The sequence below is a fragment of the Kribbella sp. NBC_00662 genome, assembly GCF_041430295.1.
Taxonomy (GTDB): domain Bacteria; phylum Actinomycetota; class Actinomycetes; order Propionibacteriales; family Kribbellaceae; genus Kribbella.
On sequence record NZ_CP109029.1, the window covers coordinates 1,279,190 to 1,295,275 of the forward strand.

Genomic DNA, 16,086 nt, shown 5'->3' on the forward strand with positions numbered 1-16,086 from the left:
ATGGCTTCGGAGTCCTCCTTCGACATCGTGAACAAGGTGGACCGTCAGGAGGTGGACAACGCCGTGAACCAGGCGGCGAAGGAGATCAGCCAGCGGTTCGACTTCAAGAACGTGGATGCCGGGATCAAGTGGTCCGGCGAGGCGATCGACATGCAGGCGAACACCGAGGAGCGGGTGAGCGCCGTCCTGGATGTGTTCAAGGACAAGCTGGTGAAGCGGCAGATCTCGCTCAAGGGGCTCGACGCGGACGAGCCGAAGCTGTCCGGGAAGATCTACAAGATCACCGCGACGATCGACGCGGGCATCACCCAGGAGAACGCGAAGAAGCTCTCGAAGCTGATCCGCGACGAGGGCCCGAAGGGCGTCAAGGCGCAGATCCAGGGCGAGGAGCTCCGCGTCTCCAGCAAGAGCCGCGACGACCTCCAGGCGGTGCAGGCGCTGATCAAGGGCCAGGACCTGGACTTCGCCGTCCAGTTCGTCAACTACCGCTGACCGGCACGCCCGGTAATCGGCTCGCTCCCGATGCGGTTGCCGGGCATGCTGGCGGGCGTGGGTGAGACGTTGCTGCGGAAGTGGTTGCTGGCCGATTTCGGGCTCGAGGTGGTGGAGCTCACACCGGTCGCGGACGGCGCTGACATCGCCGCGCAGGTGTGGAAGGCCGGTACGGCGACCAACACGTACGCCGTGAAGTGGAGCGCCGCCGGGACGAACACGGGCCATCAGGTGGCGGCGTTCCTGGCCGACAGCGGGCTGCTCGGCGTGCCGGAGCTGATCCGGACCACGGAGGGCGGGCTGTGGTCCGTCCACGCGAAGAAGCGGCTGACGATCACGCCGTGGATCGACGGGGTCCGGGCGGCGCAGAGCGGGCTGACGGACGAGCAGTGGGCGGAGTACGGCGTACTGATCCGCCGGGTGCACGACTCGGAGCCCCCGCACCGGCTGCGGGATGCGTTGCCGAAGCACAGTCACATCGACGTACGGATGCCGGCCATCGCGGACGAGGTCCACAAGCGCCTCGAGACACCCGAGGGTGAGGTCGAGGAGGAGCTGGCGGCGGTCTGGAAGCAGTTCGAGCACGTCATCGCCGACCTGCGCACCAACCGCCCGCCGGCGCCGTCCGGCCCGCGCGTGATCTGCCACGGCGATCCGCACCTCGGCAACGTCCTGGTCGACGAGCACCTCCACCTGATCGACTGGGACGACGTCATCTTCGCGCCTCGTGAGCAGGACCTGATGTTCATGCTCGGTGGCATGGGCGACGTCGGCCCGACCACGCCCACGCAGGTCGACGCCTTCCTGGCCGGCTACGGCCCCCACACCCTCGACCAGGACGCCATCCACTACTACCGCCACGTCAGAGCCTTCGAAGACGTCATCGGCTGGTCGCACCAGGCCATCACCGGCCCGGACGAGGCCGAGGCGCTGGCCGTGGTCAAGGGCATCCTCGACCACGGCCTGGCGGCGTTGGCGGTCAGTGCCGAGCGCTGATCCAGCCGGCGACCTGGGTGCCCAGAGCGTCGCCGTCCACCATCGAGTGACGGAAGTGCAGCCCTGAGACGATCCGAGCCTCTCGTACGTCGCTCCGTACAGCGGCCAGGTCGGGATACACCCGTGTAGTGCCGGTGACCACGCTCGACATCACCAGACGCACGTGTGAGGTGTGGAAGTACGCCTGCAGCGCACCAGTCACACCACCGGTGAAGCAGGCGTGTCCCGACGGGTACTCCGGGTGGTTGACGTTCAGCAACGACTGCCAGCTCGGATCGGCCTGCGTACGCGGGTTGCCGTCTGTGTCGGCGCGCTGGATCGCATGGACCGGCCGCCACGACAGATAGTGGAACTTGGCGTCCCAGCACGCGATGACCGAGTCACCAGCCGACACATGCGCCAGTGCGAGCATCTGCGCCGCGCCGGCCAGCGACAGGTGCCGGTCGCCGGCCAGTTGCACCAGCGCGCGACTCCACTGCTGAGCGGTCTGCTCCGACCAGAACCTCGCCGTGTCGGTCTGCTTGGCAGTCCGCGTCGTACTGTCCGCCCGGCCGAGCGAAGCGACCTCGGCCACGTCCCGCGCGTACCGCTTGCTCGTCAGCGCATCCGGCCCGTCGGGCCGGAACTGCGCTCGGTATCGCAGCGCCAGCGGCCGGACCTGTGTCAGCACAATGTCCACCGGCGGCGCAGGCAGAGTCGGCTCCCACACACCCGGCCCTGGCTTCCGCTGCACATACGGCACGGCGTTCCCCAGCCCATCCCCCGCACGCCAGGCCAGTACGGCGGCCGCCACCGACCGCCCCAGCACCACCCCGCGATCCTTCGCCGACCCAGACGGCACCCGCGCCAGATAGTCGGCGTACGTCGTATCCAGGCCAGCCGCGCCAGGCACCCGAGCCCGCAGTACGTCGTACGCCGCCGTAGCAACCGCCGCCGCAGGCGACGCCCGACGATCCAGCCGTACGGCGAACTTGAACGGCCGGCCGTAGCCGAGCCCAGCCACGGTGTCCGCGATCGCAACGTGCACAATCCCGAGCAACACCTCCGAACTGGCCGGCGGCCGCCCCGCCACGATCGCCTGCGTCGCGTACCGGCTCCAGTCCAGCACCGGCGCAGCATCACTCGCAACGGCCGAACTCGGCGGCGGCGACAGACCGACCCCGGACAGAACCAACGATCCGGTCAACAGCAACACAAGCCGGCGAGTCAGCAGTTTCATCGTCGTTCCTTCCCGAGAGCGGGCGGCGCGATACCGCCCGCATCCACCGTTGCCGCGAGCCGGCCCGGTGGGCCATACGCAGTTCGGCGTATTGCCCCGTGGTGGATCGGGCCTAGGCTGAATTCCAGGGGGAGGGCAGTCATGGAGCAATTGACGGTCACCGAACGCGATCTGCGCCGGATGCTCGACGTCGTCGACCACCAGCGGTGGGGCGGAGCCGGGCAGGAGTTCCCGCGCGACGTGCTCCGCGCGCTCCGCGACCTGATCCCGGCCGACGACATCACGTTCCAGGTGAGCCGGCCACACGACCGCGTCTTCGTCGGTCTGGAGGAGCTGACCAGCGTGCCTCCGGGTTTGGACGACGACTGCGACGAGCTGTTCTGGCAGCTGTACTGGCGGTACAAGACGTGCAGCCGGCCCCAGCGGACCGGTGACCACGAAAGCGTCTGGATGACGTACGACTACCTGTCCATGCGTCAGCTGGTGAACAGCGAGGCCGGCCTGTGGGACCGGATGAACGGAGTACGGAGCGAGATCGCGGTGCCGTTCCCGGAACACGACGGCGAGGACCGCCGGATGCTCCTGTTCCGGACCACCGGGCCGGGTTTCTCGGAGCGTGAGCGACTGCTGCTTCAGCTGCTCCGGCCGCACCTGGTCGAGATCCGTCGCGACCTGGAGCGCCGCCGGGCCGGTATTCCCGATCTGACCAGCCGCCAGTGGGAGCTGCTCCGCCTGGTCGCCGCCGGGCACAGCAACACGCAGATCGCCCGCCGGCTATTCGTTGCCGAGGGCACCGTTCGCAAGCACCTGGAGAATATCTACGAGCGCCTCGGCGTGAACAGCCGAACCGCCGCCGTTGCTACAGCCTTCCCGGTCGCAAACTCTGCCTAGGCGTGCCGCATCCACACGTTCGGTTCGACGTACGTGCCGAGGTCGGCCTCGCGGTCGATGGTCAAAGTCGTCAGGCCTGCCGGGATGGTGTAGATGCCGGTGGAAGGGAACGGCATCTTGGTCCACTTCTCCCAGTCGGCGACGGCGCCGGTCATGGTCTGGGAGGCGGGGGCCGGTGCGAGCAGAGTGGCGCCGAGGCGGACGTGGGTGCGGAGCCACGGGTCCAGCGGGAGGCCGTCCTCCCGGGTCCAGTACATGAAGGTCTCGATCGGGGTGAGCGGATAGCTCGACTTCAGGGTCGGGCGGACCGGCGCGATCACCTGCTCGAGGCCGCGGGCGATCGCCCGCTCGCGCACGGCGGTGATGACCCGGCCCGCGTGCCCTTGGCCCTGCTCGTCGGAGCGGACGGCGGCCGCCATCAGCACGAAGGTGTTCGGTACGACGTCCTGCTCGTACGACGTCACCGACCGCGCCAGCGTGTCCGTGAACCCGCCGGGCAGATCGCCGACCGTCCCGTCCCACGCGATCGGCACGCCCCAGCAGCCTCCGATCAGCCGCTCGTCGGACGACACGAGGTAGAACTCCCAGTCCGAGAAGTACTGCACCCGCCGCTCCCGGTACGGCGCGACGCCCTCGTCGTGGAAGATGAACTCCGGCCACTCCTCGACGAAGCGCTGCTCGGCCTCCTCGTCGTACTGCGGGCCGTCGGCGACCGGGATCAGTTCGTACATGCCCGGAACGCTAGCCCGCCGCTCCCGCCCCGGCCACCGCATTACGCACGGCGCGCGGTGAGGCGCCGAGCTCGCGGTGACAGGTCTTGTTGAACGCCTGCAGGTCTGGGATCCCCACCGAGGCGGCCACCGCGGGGATGGACAGCGTGGAGGACACCAGGAGGTGGCGGGCCCGGTTCATCCGGCGGGTGCGGATATAGGCGATCACGGTCTGACCGGTCTCGTGCTGGAACAGGCGGGTCAGGTGGTTGTGTGAGACGCCGGCCAACCGGGCCAACGCGGGCACAGTCAGCGGCTGGGCGAGGTTCGCCTCGATGTAGGCGATGGCTGCGGCGACGGCCGGGTGCCCTGCCTCTGTGGTGGCCGGCGTGAGCTCGGCGATGCGCCACAGTGCGGTCCAGACCTCCGCGGTGGTGCGACCCGAGCCGGACGGAGAGGACTCGATCGCGGACCGCAGGAGGCTGGACAGGAACGGCGCCGCACCGGCCGCGTCCTGGACTGCTGGGACATGCGAAGGCGAGCCCGTGCGCTGGGGACGGAAGTGCGCGTACAGGTGTTCCGAGCGCCCCAGGTAGTCGAACTGCACCGACGCCCCAGCAGGTGTGATGGAGACATAGCCAGGAGCCACGGTGTAGGCGGTCCCGTCCAGGGTGAGTTCGGCTGTGTAGTTGTAGACGTGCAGCTGCCAGAGGTCCGGCAGGCGGAAGACATCTCTGCGCTGGCGCACCCCATGGATCCCCGCGCCGAGGTTGACCACCTCGGGCGGAGCGGCCAGATGCAGCTCGATCATGGTGAGAAATTACCACTAGTGGTGAACACAGCCCACGCGAGACAACGCTGTCCAAACTTACGCTGGTGGAGTAGTAACCACTATTCATCAGGGAGTCTTGATGCCCCAGCCGCATCGCAAGCACCTGCTCACCTCGGTACAGATGGCGCATTTCGTGGCCACCGGCGCGCTCCGGATGGATGCCGTCGTACCGGACGACATGAACCAGCAGGCGATCGAGGTCCTGAAGAACGGCATCCCGGGGGTTCCGTACGGCACCCCGCTGTCGGAGGCGTTCGCGGACAGCGAGTTCGTCGAGCGACTGGTCCAGCTTCCCGAGGTCGCCGGCGCAATCCACAGCCTGGTCGGCCCCGAGCCGACCGTCGACCACCACGCCGTCCACATCCGCAAGGCGCACGAGGGCGAGGCGCAGAACCTGCACGGTGACGCGATCATCGACGTCCGCACCGACGCGTTCGACGTACAGCTCATGTACTACCCGCAGGACGTGACGCTCGAGATGGGCGGCACGCTCAGCGTTCCCGGCAGCCACCTGCGCCGGACCAACGAGTCCGACACCGGCCGCTACCAGAACCTGCTCGGCCAGACCCGCCTGGTCTGCCCGGCCGGCACCGTCCAGTTCCTGCACCACGGCATCTGGCACGGCGGCCGCAAGAACGACAGCGACATCGACCGCTACATGTTCAAGATCCGGTTCAACCCGACCGTCCGTCAGGTCCGGCTCTGGAACACCGACGACCTGTACGACGACGCCGTCGCGGCCGAGCTCGAGCAGGGCTTCCCGTGGTACGAGAACGCCACCGGGCGGCTGGAGCGGTACAACCGCATCATGCTGTGGCGCGCGATCAGTGGCGACGACACCTACGACCCGAACTACTGGGTCACCCGGGTCTCGAACCGGCCGCAGCGTGTCGTGACCGACCGCGCCAACAACCCGCACGCCAAGGGCAAGAAGGAGATGGTATGACCGCCACGGCAGAGACCCCAGTGCAGACCGGACTGCGCCAGCAGGTGCTGGTGCTCTACTTGGCCTCCTCCGCGCTCGACGCGCACGTGGTCGGCTGGTCGACGTACGACGGCACCGGTGAGACGCACCCCACCACGGGTGACAGCGACGAGCCGCCGTACACGACCGGGCTGGACGCGCTCAAGGACGGCTGGCGCCTGTTCCAGGCGTCGCAGCTGAACCCGCCGTACCCGGGTCACGAGTACGACGTGTCGTTCCTCAAGCACGAGTTCTTCTTCGAGAAGCTCGTCTAGGTCTCAGACGGGCAGGATGCAGACCGGCTTCGGCCAGCTGACCGGCTCACCCAGAGCGGTCAGCCGGCCGTCGTCGATGCTGAACGTCGCGATCTGGTCGGAGCGCTCGTTGGCGGCGTACAGGGTCCGTCCGTCGTTGCTGAAGGCAAGGTGTCGCGGCCAGTCGCCGCCGGAGCCGATGGTCTGCACCAGTTCCACGGACAGGCCGTCGGCTGCCGTCGCGAAGACCGCGACGGTGTTGTCGCCGCGGTTCGAGCCGTAGAGGAACCGGCCGTCGCCGGAGATCAGCAGCTCGGCCGGGTAGTTCTCCCCCGGCGAGTCGGCCGGCCGGGTCGAGACGGTCTGCACGACCTGTAGCTTCCCGTCGGCGTAGCTGCACACGGTCAGTGTCGAGTCGAGCTCGTTGATCACGTACGCCGCGCCCGCCGTCGGGTGGAACACCATGTGCCGCGGTCCGGCGCCGGGGTGGATGTGCAGCCGGTCGACCTCCTCCAGCTGTCCGTCCTCGGTCAGCGTGGACGTGTAGACGGTGTCGGACCCGAGGTCGATGTCGAACACATAGGCGCCGGCACGGTCGAACGCGATCTGGTGCGCGTGCGGCCCCTCCTGGCGCTCGGCGTTCGGTCCGGTCCCGGAGCGCTGGAGGAAGTACGCGGTGTCGCCGAGCGAGCCGTCCTCGTTGATCGGGTGTACGGCGATCGACCCGGACGTGTAGTTGGCCGACAGCACGAACCGGCCGGACGGGTCGATGTCCAGGTGGCAGGGGTGCACGCCGCCGGTCGGCTGCTGGTTGAGCAGCTCGAGGCCGCCGTCCGGCTGGATCGCGAAGGCGGCGATCCGGCCGTTGTCCTCCTCGTCGGTCGAGTAGAGGAACCGCCCGTCCGCGGACCTGACCAGGAACGACGGGTCGGCGATCGTCGCCACCGTCCCCAAGCTGGCAATCCCATGCAGCCCGTCCAGCGGCCCGAACGCGATCCCGTCCCCACCGCCGGCCTGACTGGTGTAGCTCCCGACATAGATCCGCTCAGAAGTCATGAGCCCTACCTTGCCAGGTCATCGGGCGACGGGCACTCCCTGTCCAAACCGTAGAGCGCCGAGCCCCAGCCGAGGTCGGGGACGAGCACCTGCCATCCCAACCGTCGGTACAGCCGCGGTGCCGGACGGTCATCGGAGTACGTCGTCAGCAACGCTTTGTCATGTGGCAGACCGGACATCAACGCAGTCATCAGCGCGGCGCCGAGACCGTTGCGCTGGGCATCGGGGTGGACGGCGAGCTCGACCACCTCGAAGTGCCCGCCGATCCATTCGTCGGCCAGCTCGGCGGACACGGCCTCGGCGATCCGATCCGGCCACCACTGCCCGCGTCGCCCGGTGAACCCATAGGCGAATCCCACCACCCGTCCGTTCACCTGCGCGGTGACCAGTCTGAAGTCCTCGCGATCCGCGTGCGTCGGGAGCTGCTCGGTCGCGAACCGGTCGGGGTCGGCAGGCTCCTCGCCGTACGCTCCGAAGGCGGCGGCGAACACCTCGCCGAGCTCCGGGCCGATGGCGAGAGCTGCATCTCGGTCGAGGGTATCGATCACCTCGCCTAGCCTAAGGCGCATGGATACCACGGCGTTCCTCCAGCGGATCGGGGTCAGCGAGTACGACGGTCCGCCGCGGCTGGAGGCGTTGACGCGACTGCACGAGGCGTTCGTCGACCAGGTGCCGTACGAGTCCATCCAGTACCAGCTGACGCCGGGCGGTCCGCTGGCCCCGGAAGACGCGGCGAAGCGGATGATCGCGCGGGAGGCCGGCGGGTACTGCTTCCAGTTGAACGGGTCGTTCGCACTGCTACTGACAGAGCTCGGGTACCGCGTGGAGATGCACCGCGGCGGCGTACAGACAGCCAACCGCCCGGGCGGCGTCGATGGCAGTCACATGGTCCTCACCGTCACCGGTCTGATCGAGGATCCGGACCGCGTCTGGCTGGTCGACGTGGGTCTCGGCGACGGTCTGCGTCACCCGATGCCGCTCGAGGTCGGCGAGGTCCACCAGCACCCGTTCACGCTGCGCCTCCGCCCGTCGGAGCTGACCGACGGCTGGCGCCTCGACCACGATCCCCGCGCAAACCTCATCGGCATGGACTTCGAGTCGGCACCCGTCGGCCTCGACGCCTTCACCGCCCAGCACGCCCGCTTGTCGACGGACCCCACGTCCCCCTTCGTACGACTCGCCTCCGCGTTCCGCCGTACGCCGAAGTCCGTCGTCGTACTCCGCTCCATCGGCCTGAGCGAAACCTCCGCCGACCAAGTCGACAACACCCTCCTCGAAACCCCCACCGCCTACTTCACCGCCCTGGCCGACGTCTTCCACCTCCCCCTCCCCCACTACACCCAGCCCGCCCGCGACCGACTCTGGCGCCGGGTGTGGTCGCAGTACGAAGACTTCCTCGCTCGGACTACTCCGTCGTGATGGACAGGACCGCGTCCTCGCCGTCGTAGGCCTTCAGGTTCGCGTCATACATCACGCCGCCGGGCTCGTCCGCCCAGCCTGCTCCGCCCGAGCCGTCGAGGTGGAAGTCGTAGCAGTCGAGCGGGTTGTCCTGCTTGCACGACAGCATGTGCACGGCGCCGTTCGTGACGGTGAAGTCGAACGGCAGTTTGCCGATGGTGATCTTCGCGGACCGATGAAGCAGGACCTCGCAGTGGCCGTCGCGGCAGGCGTTGTAGTCCGTGCCGTCAGCCGGTTGATAGATCGGCAGCATCGTCGGAGGCGGGGTCGTGCTCCGGGGCGTCGCGCCCGGGATCGTCGTACGGAGTCGCATGGGTGTTGGTGTGCCGACTGTTCTGATCGCCACGATCGCGGTGTCACCTTCGTGAAAGGTCACCGTGAGCGTGGGATCGGCACCACCGGTGAAGCCGCTCATGGTGAACGGGCCACCTCTACCCGGAAACTGCACGAAGCCGTCGCCGCCGTGCTCGTCGAACGACCCTTCGGCAACCTTGAAGGTGAACAGCACGCCGTAGACGCTGATCACGGCCGTACTGCGGATCAGCACCTCGCAGTTGCCGTCGGCACAGGCCTTGTAGTTCTGCCCGTCCTTCGCCGCAGGAGGAATCGCCGGCGTGGAGCTCCGCGCCACCGGCGTCGCCGGAACGGACTCGACCTGCACTGGTGTCGGGCGGCTCGCGGACGTGTCCGAACTTCCGCATCCCGCCAGGGCCCCCAGCGCCAACAGAACCACCAGAAGTCGCGCGCTCACCCGCCGAAGGTTAGCCGCTCGGACTACTTCCGTGTCGTGAAGGCCACGATGACGGTGTTGCCTTCGGCGTAGGTCAGGGTGGCGATGTGTTGTGGGCCGTTCTGGTTGCTCCAGCTGACTGCGGCGAAGCCGCCGGCTACGCCTCCCGCGCTGCCGCCGCCGGAGCGGCTGACATCAGTGCCGTCGCGGCTCAGGGAGATGTAGCCGTGGGAGTCGGTGAGTTTGAGGGTGGCAGCTACGACCGTCGCGGTGAACTTGTCTCCGTTGAGGTTGAGGGTGGCCTTCTGCCGGATGAGCACCTCACAGGTGCCGTCGGTACAAGCCTGGTAGTTCTGCCCGTCCTTCGCCGCGGGAACTGCTGGTGTCTCGGGCTTGGTGGACTGCGAGGCGCTTGCGCTCGGTTGCGGGGTGCCGCCGGAGCTGCAACCGGCTGTAGCAGCCACCAAAGCCACCGCGACAAGACCTCGGATGATCATTCGTCGAAGATAACCGCCGGACGTGCTACTTCTCCGCGATGGCCGGAAGCTGTCAGGTGGCGAGGGCGAACAGGATGCTGGGGAGGACCGAGAGGACCGCGGTGAGGGCGGCGAAGAGGGAGATCATGGCCACGGCGGGGGTCTCGATGTCGACCGAGAACGGGTCGTCGGCGGGGAGGCGGAAGAGTTCGGCGATCCAGCGGAGGTAGACGGCGAGGCCGATCATCACGTTGATCGCCATCACGATCGCCAGCCAGCCGAGGTGTGCATCGATGACCGCCTGGAAGGCGGCGAACTTCGTGAACAGGCCCGCGAGCCCCGGCGGCAGGCCGGCCAGGACGACCAGGAAGAAGATGAGCGCCGCAGCGAGACCGGGCTCGGAGCGGACCATCCCGCGGTAGTCGGTCAGCAGCCCGCCAGGGCGGTGACGCTGTACGACGGCGACCGCCCCGAAGGCCCCGAGCGTCACCACGACGTACGCCGCCAGGTACCCGACGACCGCCTGCGCATCGCCGACGGCCAACGGTGCGAGCAGGAATCCGACCTGCCCGATCGACGACCACGCGAGCAGCCGGACCGCCTCGACCTGACGCAGCGCGGCCAGGTTGCCGACCGTCATCGTCAGGGCCGCGAGGATCGCGATCACCGTCCGCAGGTGCGATCCGTCCGGCGCGATCCCGGCCGTCACCAGCACGAGCAGTCCAGCGACCCCGGCCGACTTCGAGACGACCGCGAGGAATGTGGTGACCTCGATCGGCGCCCCGACGTACGTGTCCGGTAACCATGCGTGGAACGGCACCGCCGCGATCTTGAACGCGAACCCGACGATCACGAACAGCCCGGCCGCGAACGCCACCCGCCGGAGGTCCGGGTCGAGACCGTTCAGCCGGTTCGCGATCGTGGTCAGGTACAGCGAGCCGGTCACGCCGTACAAGTAGGACACGCCGAACAGCATCACCGCCGTCGACAGCACCGACACCAGGAACGCCTTCATCGCGCCCTCGGCCCCGCGCCGGTCCCGCCGCAGCCCGACCATCGCGAAGCTCGGCAGCGACACCACCTCGAGCGCGATCACCAGCGTCGCGAGATCCCGCGCGCCAGCCAGCACAGTCGCGCCGGTCAGCGCGCTCAGCAGCAGGAAGTGGTACTCCCCGATCGGCACATCCGAGGCCAACAGCCGGTACGTCGACAAGCCCACCACGCCGAGTCCGCCGACCAGCAGCACCGCCCACAACCCGGCCGTCAACGGCTCGAACACGAAACTGCACTCCGCCGGCCCCTCGACCGCCGGCCGGCAGAACGCGGGTTTGAACCCACCCCGCTGCGCCCACGCGAACACGAGCCCGAACAGGATCACCGCACTCGTCAGCAGCGTGACGACGGTATGGCGAAGCTCAGCCGTAGCGCTCTTCCAGAAGCTGTCGATCAGCAACACCGCAACCGCACCGATCGCCAGCACCAGCGGTACGGCGATCGCCTGCCAATCGGTCCACGTCAGCGTCATAGGAACGTCCACTGGTTGAGCAGCGTGAAGGGCCACAGGCCGAGGAACACGGTGAGCACGACCAACGGCGCGAAGGTGACGAACTCGATCCGGCTCAGGTCGACGGCGAACGCGGCCGGCGGATTCTCGGCCGGATCACCCTGGCACAGGTCGCGGATCAGCCGGAGGAAGTACGCCGCGGTCAGTACGGCGCCGAGTCCCGCGATCACCATCAGCACGATGAAAGTGGCTCGTGGCAACCAATCGGCCGGGTGATACGCACCGAGCAGGACGAGCATCTCACCCCAGAACCCGGCCAGGCCCGGCAACCCGAGCGACGCGAGACACGCGTACGTGAGGAGCCCGCTGATCCGCGGCAACCGGGCATACAGCGCTCGCCCGATCGCCCGCAGGTCGCTGGTGTCGTGCCGGTCCTTGATCGCCCCGGCCAGGAAGAACAGCAGACCGGTGATGATGCCGTGGGCAAGGTTCGCGTACAGCGCGCCGTTCAGTCCCTCGGGCGACATCGTCGCGATGCCGAGCCCGATGAAGCCCATGTGCCCGACGCTCGAGTACGCGATCAGCCGCTTCACGTCGGTCTGCGCGAGGCAGGCCAGCGACCCGGCGATGATCGCGACCACCGAGAAGCCGGCCAGGTACGGCGCGATCGTGGCGGTCGCATCGGGCAGGACCGGCAGCAGGATCCGGATCATCCCGTAGCTGCCCAGCTTCAGCAGTACGCCGGCCAGCAGCACCGAGCCGACCGTCGGCGCCTTGGCGTGGGCGTCCGGCAACCAGATGTGCAACGGCCAGAGCGGCATCTTCACCGCGAGCCCGACCGCGATCAGGATGGCGGCGGCCAGCGGAACCCCGTGTCCGCCCTTGATCGGATGCTGCCCCAGGAACACCAGGTCGAACGTCCCCGCGTGCCGATGGATGAGCAGGAAGCCGAGCAGCATCAGCGCCGACCCGAACACCGTCATCAGGATGAACGTGGTCGCCGCACGACGACGCCCGGCTCGGTCGTGGTCGTCGCCCCAGATGTCGATCACGAGCCACATCGGGATCAGCACGATCTCGAAGAACACGAAGAACAGCACGAGGTCGGAGGCGGCGAACGTGCCGATCACGCCGGTCTCGATCACGAGCAGAAGTGCGATCAGCGAGCGGGTCCGGCCGATGCGTGGGGTGATCTTCAGCGAGTAGACGCAGCATAGGAAGACGAGCAGCGTCGTCAGAGCGATCAGTGGGATCGAGATCGTGTCGACGGCGAGATGGAAGCGGACGTCCAGCGACGGGATCCACGGGACGTTGATGTCGACGTACGGCTGGAGTTTGCCGGGCAAGGTCCGCGGCTGTGGTCCTGCGCTCAACCCCAGCGTGTAGGTGCACGGGCAGTGCGGTCGCCGCATGTCCCACCACAGGACGAACGATGCGACCAGCAGCACCCCGGACACGATCGTCCCGACGACCGCCGCGATGCGATCGGCCGTCACCACCGGCAGCGCCCAGAGCACGACAGCGGTCAGCGTCGGCACCGCGATCAGGGCGATCAGCAACGATTCGCTCACGAGCCGATCACCCCCGCGAGGATCGCCAGCGCGACCGCACCGATCACCGCCGCCGTCAGATACGTCTGCACGTTGCCCGTCTGCAGCTTCCGGAACCCCTGCGAAGCCAGCACGCCGGCACGTCCGGTCGCCCGTACATAAGCACCGATGACATCCCGATCGTTGCCGACCGCGAGCTTGGCGAGCCACTGCACCGGTACGACGAAGAGCCGCTGGTACGCCGGATCCACGCCGTACTCACGCTCCAGCACGACCGGTCGCGGATCGGCACCGCGAGTCCAGAGCGAGTACGCCGCGAACCCGCCGAGCAACGCGAGCCCAGTCGTGACGGCGGCGATCGCCCAGTTGAGGTGCACGCCGTCGGTGTAGCCGAGCCCGATCGCGCCGGCGGCGAGCAGCACCATCGGTGCGAGCATCACCCACGAGCCGTCGCGCAACTTGTTCGCGTCGGGCTCGTCGAGATCCGCCATCGGGTCATCGCCCTCGAACGCGCCGACCGCGCCCGCGAGGGCCGGAGTACGGAAGAACACCCACAACCACAGGCGGACGCAGTAGAACGCGGTCATCGCCGCGGTCAGGCAGACCGAGACGAGCACGATCCAGCCGACCGTCGAACCGTCCCGGGCCTGCTCCCACGCCGCTTCGACCACGGAGTCCTTGGAGAAGAACCCTGCAAACCCAGGTACGCCGGCCAGCGCGGCGAGGCCGATCGTCATCGTCACGAACGTCACCCGCAACTGCTTCCGCGAGGCTCCGCGGCGGGTGTAACGACGCAGTACGACGAACGCGGCGCTGCCGACCTGATGCAGCAGGACGCCGGCGCAGAGGAAGAGGAGACCCTTGAAGGCCGCGTGTGTCAGCAGGTGGAAGAGCGCCGCGCGGCGACCGTCATGCGTGCCGAGCGAGAGCCCGGCGAACATGATCGCCAACTGGCTCACGGTTGACCACGCCAGCACCCGCTTCACTTCCACCGCTGCCATCGCGCAGGACGCCGCGAACAGCATCGTCACGCAGGCAACAACGGCCAGCACGGTGAGGGTCGTCTGCGCCTCGACGAACACGTTGTACAGCCGGGCGATCAGGAAGACACCGGCGGCAACCATCGTCGCCGCGTGGATCAGGGCACTGACCGGGCTCGGGCCGGGCATCGCGTCGGGGAGCCAGGTCTGCAGCGGGACCTGCGCGGACTTGCCGATGACGCCGACCAGCAGCAGGATCGTGCCGATCGTCAACGTGTGCGGCTCGATCGGGCTGGTGCCGAGCTCGGAGATGCGGAAGGTGTGGTAGCCGACGCCCAGCACGAAGATCCCGAACAGGAAGCCGACATCGCCGAGCCTGGTCATCAGGAACGCCTTCATCGCGCCGGCCCGCGCGTCGCGACGCTCCCAGTAGTGACCGATCAGCAGGTACGAGCAGGCGCCCATCACCTCCCAGCCGATCAGCAGGAGGAACAGGTTGTCCGAGATCACCACGGTCACCATCGCTGCGGTGAACAGCGTGACGAGAGCCGTGTACGACGCGATGCGCTCGCGCACGTAGCCGATCGAGTAGATCTGGACGCAGGCGGAGACGACTCCGACGACAGCGAGCATCAGCACGGTCAGGCCGTCGGTGCGGAACTCGTACGAGAACCAGAAGTCTTCGCCGATCATGGCTCCGCCGGCCGTGGTCTGCTGCGGGTCGACGCCGTACAGAAGTGCGGCGGCCAGCACGACGAGGAGCGAGAAACCGACGCCGGCCACCCGCCAGGCGGTGGCGATCACGTGGCCCGCTCCTCTTCCACCAGCTCACGTGCCTCATCCGCGTCGACGTGGCCCTGGCCGCGGAACAGGAGCAGCACGATCGCCAGCCCCAGACCGATCTCGGCCGCGGCCAGCGTGATCACGAAGACCGCGAGCGTCTGACCGGTGGCGTCGTTGACCCGCCACGCGTCGAACGCGACCAGGTTGAGGTTGACCGCGTTCAGCATCAGCTCGAACGACATCAGCAGCGTGATCAGGTTGCGGCGCGCGAGAACGCCGTACACCCCGATGCAGAACAGCACGACGGCCAGCAGCAGCGGGAGGATCAACGGCACGTCAGTCCTCCTTCTTCCGCTGGGACAGGGCGATCGCGCCGATCAGCGCGGCCAGCAGGAGGACCGAGAGAACTTCGAACGGCAGCACCCAGGTCTTGAAGACCTGCGTACCCACGGCCTGTGCGGATCCGTCCGCGACCGGCTTGATCTTCTCGTTGCCAAAGGCAAGAACCACGCCAGTGCCGAGGATCACTGCCAGCACACCCGCGACGACGGCCGCGAACGGGCTGCGGCCGGTGGTCAGGCCGGGCAGCGGATTGGTCGGTGCTTTGGTCAGCATCAGCGCGAACAGCACGAGTACGACGATCGCGCCGACGTACACCAGGATCTGCACCAGCGCGACGAACTCGGCATGCAGTACGCCGAAGCAGCCGGCGATCGCCCCGAGCGCGACGACCAGCCAGAGCGCGGCATGCACGATCCGCTTCGAGGTCACGACGATGACTGAGGCGATGAGGGCGACGGCTCCCGCAACGCTGAAGAGGAGTGTGGTCACGCCTCGTCCTCTGTCGCCGGGCCCGGGTCGATGGGTTGCGGGGCGGGCACGGTCCACATCCAGTCGCGGAGGCGGTCCTTCTCGTGGGTCAGGTTGCGGAGGTCGGTCTCGGCGTACTCGAACTCCGGCGACCAGAACAGCGCGTCGAACGGGCAGGCCTCGATGCAGATCCCGCAGTACATGCACAGGCTGAAGTCGATCGCGAACCGGTCCAGCACGTTGCGGCTGCGTTCGCGGGCCTGCTCACCGACCGACGGCGCGGTCTCGGTGTGCGAGTCGATGTAGATGCACCAGCTCGGGCACTCGCGGGCGCACAGCATGCAGGAGGTGCAGTTCTCCTCCATCAGCGCGATCACACCA

Annotated in this window: 18 protein-coding genes and 1 pseudogene; 6 read left to right on the forward strand and 13 right to left on the reverse strand. The window is 68.0% G+C overall.

What is annotated here, in order from left to right; all coding sequences use genetic code 11:
- Both OHA10_RS06550 and OHA10_RS06555 read left to right on the forward strand, forming a co-directional pair.
- A complete protein-coding gene (locus OHA10_RS06550; RefSeq protein WP_350859831.1) occupies window positions 1-492 on the forward strand; it encodes a YajQ family cyclic di-GMP-binding protein in 492 nt (163 codons plus the stop codon).
- A 57-nt stretch (window positions 493-549) separates the two neighbouring features.
- Window positions 550-1,488: a phosphotransferase enzyme family protein gene (locus OHA10_RS06555; RefSeq protein ID WP_371405265.1), complete on the forward strand. Its 939-nt coding sequence runs from the start codon at window positions 550-552 to the stop codon at window positions 1,486-1,488.
- On the opposite strand, the gene OHA10_RS06560 is transcribed toward OHA10_RS06555, so the two are convergent.
- Window positions 1,472-2,707: a vanadium-dependent haloperoxidase gene (locus OHA10_RS06560; protein WP_371405266.1), complete on the reverse strand. Its 1,236-nt coding sequence runs from the start codon at window positions 2,705-2,707 to the stop codon at window positions 1,472-1,474. The two genes, OHA10_RS06555 and OHA10_RS06560, sit on opposite strands and share 17 nt — an antisense overlap.
- 141 nt (window positions 2,708-2,848) lie before the next feature.
- Here OHA10_RS06560 and OHA10_RS06565 point away from each other — a divergent pair, with 141 nt between their 5' ends.
- Window positions 2,849-3,598, forward strand: coding sequence for a response regulator transcription factor (locus OHA10_RS06565; protein WP_371405267.1), 750 nt, complete (start codon window positions 2,849-2,851; stop codon window positions 3,596-3,598).
- Here OHA10_RS06565 and OHA10_RS06570 read toward each other — a convergent pair.
- Entirely contained in the window at window positions 3,595-4,329 is a 735-nt protein-coding gene (locus OHA10_RS06570) for a GNAT family N-acetyltransferase (protein ID WP_371405268.1), read from the reverse strand. The genes OHA10_RS06565 and OHA10_RS06570 overlap by 4 nt on opposite strands.
- 10 nt (window positions 4,330-4,339) lie before the next feature.
- Window positions 4,340-5,119: a helix-turn-helix domain-containing protein gene (locus OHA10_RS06575; RefSeq protein WP_371405269.1), complete on the reverse strand. Its 780-nt coding sequence runs from the start codon at window positions 5,117-5,119 to the stop codon at window positions 4,340-4,342.
- Window positions 5,120-5,219: 100 nt separating this feature from the next.
- Between OHA10_RS06575 and OHA10_RS06580 the strand changes: the two genes are divergently transcribed.
- Window positions 5,220-6,086: a phytanoyl-CoA dioxygenase family protein gene (locus tag OHA10_RS06580; protein ID WP_371405270.1), complete on the forward strand. Its 867-nt coding sequence runs from the start codon at window positions 5,220-5,222 to the stop codon at window positions 6,084-6,086.
- Window positions 6,083-6,379 (forward strand): hypothetical protein, encoded by a 297-nt coding sequence (locus OHA10_RS06585; protein WP_371405271.1) that lies wholly within the window; start codon window positions 6,083-6,085, stop codon window positions 6,377-6,379. Before OHA10_RS06580 ends, OHA10_RS06585 begins: the two co-directional genes overlap by 4 nt.
- 3 nt (window positions 6,380-6,382) lie before the next feature.
- On the opposite strand, the gene OHA10_RS06590 is transcribed toward OHA10_RS06585, so the two are convergent.
- On the reverse strand, window positions 6,383-7,414 hold the full coding sequence (locus OHA10_RS06590) for a lactonase family protein (protein ID WP_371405272.1): 1,032 nt from the start codon (window positions 7,412-7,414) through the stop codon (window positions 6,383-6,385).
- 5 nt (window positions 7,415-7,419) lie between these two features.
- A complete protein-coding gene (locus OHA10_RS06595; RefSeq protein WP_371405273.1) occupies window positions 7,420-7,962 on the reverse strand; it encodes a GNAT family N-acetyltransferase in 543 nt (180 codons plus the stop codon).
- A gap of 19 nt (window positions 7,963-7,981) precedes the next feature.
- On the opposite strand from OHA10_RS06595, the gene OHA10_RS06600 reads away from it, so the two are divergent.
- Window positions 7,982-8,833, forward strand: a complete 852-nt coding sequence (locus OHA10_RS06600; RefSeq protein WP_371405274.1) for an arylamine N-acetyltransferase — start codon at window positions 7,982-7,984, stop codon at window positions 8,831-8,833.
- Here OHA10_RS06600 and OHA10_RS06605 read toward each other — a convergent pair.
- The 8 genes and pseudogenes from OHA10_RS06605 to OHA10_RS06640 form a co-directional block, all read right to left on the reverse strand.
- On the reverse strand, window positions 8,820-9,623 hold the full coding sequence (locus OHA10_RS06605; protein WP_371405275.1) for a hypothetical protein: 804 nt from the start codon (window positions 9,621-9,623) through the stop codon (window positions 8,820-8,822). The genes OHA10_RS06600 and OHA10_RS06605 overlap by 14 nt on opposite strands.
- A 23-nt stretch (window positions 9,624-9,646) precedes the next feature.
- On the reverse strand, window positions 9,647-10,099 hold the full coding sequence (locus OHA10_RS06610; protein WP_371405276.1) for a hypothetical protein: 453 nt from the start codon (window positions 10,097-10,099) through the stop codon (window positions 9,647-9,649).
- 52 nt (window positions 10,100-10,151) lie between these two features.
- Window positions 10,152-11,603 (reverse strand): NADH-quinone oxidoreductase subunit N, encoded by a 1,452-nt coding sequence (locus OHA10_RS06615; RefSeq protein WP_371405277.1) that lies wholly within the window; start codon window positions 11,601-11,603, stop codon window positions 10,152-10,154.
- Complete coding sequence (locus OHA10_RS06620) at window positions 11,600-13,153, reverse strand: NuoM family protein (RefSeq protein ID WP_371405278.1); 1,554 nt, start codon at window positions 13,151-13,153, stop codon at window positions 11,600-11,602. The genes OHA10_RS06615 and OHA10_RS06620 overlap by 4 nt, the downstream gene beginning before the upstream one ends.
- Complete coding sequence (locus tag OHA10_RS06625; protein WP_371405279.1) at window positions 13,150-14,916, reverse strand: NADH-quinone oxidoreductase subunit L; 1,767 nt, start codon at window positions 14,914-14,916, stop codon at window positions 13,150-13,152. Before OHA10_RS06625 ends, OHA10_RS06620 begins: the two co-directional genes overlap by 4 nt.
- The gene (gene nuoK / locus OHA10_RS06630; protein ID WP_371405280.1) at window positions 14,913-15,230 is read right to left on the reverse strand and encodes an NADH-quinone oxidoreductase subunit NuoK; all 318 of its coding nucleotides are present in this window, start codon (window positions 15,228-15,230) and stop codon (window positions 14,913-14,915) included. The genes OHA10_RS06625 and nuoK overlap by 4 nt, the downstream gene beginning before the upstream one ends.
- Window position 15,231: 1 nt before the next feature.
- Window positions 15,232-15,726 (reverse strand): NADH-quinone oxidoreductase subunit J, encoded by a 495-nt coding sequence (locus OHA10_RS06635; RefSeq protein ID WP_371405281.1) that lies wholly within the window; start codon window positions 15,724-15,726, stop codon window positions 15,232-15,234.
- Between the two features lie 128 nt (window positions 15,727-15,854).
- Window positions 15,855-16,070, reverse strand: a pseudogene (locus tag OHA10_RS06640) (4Fe-4S binding protein); the annotation flags it as partial.
- Window positions 16,071-16,086: the final 16 nt, after the last annotated feature.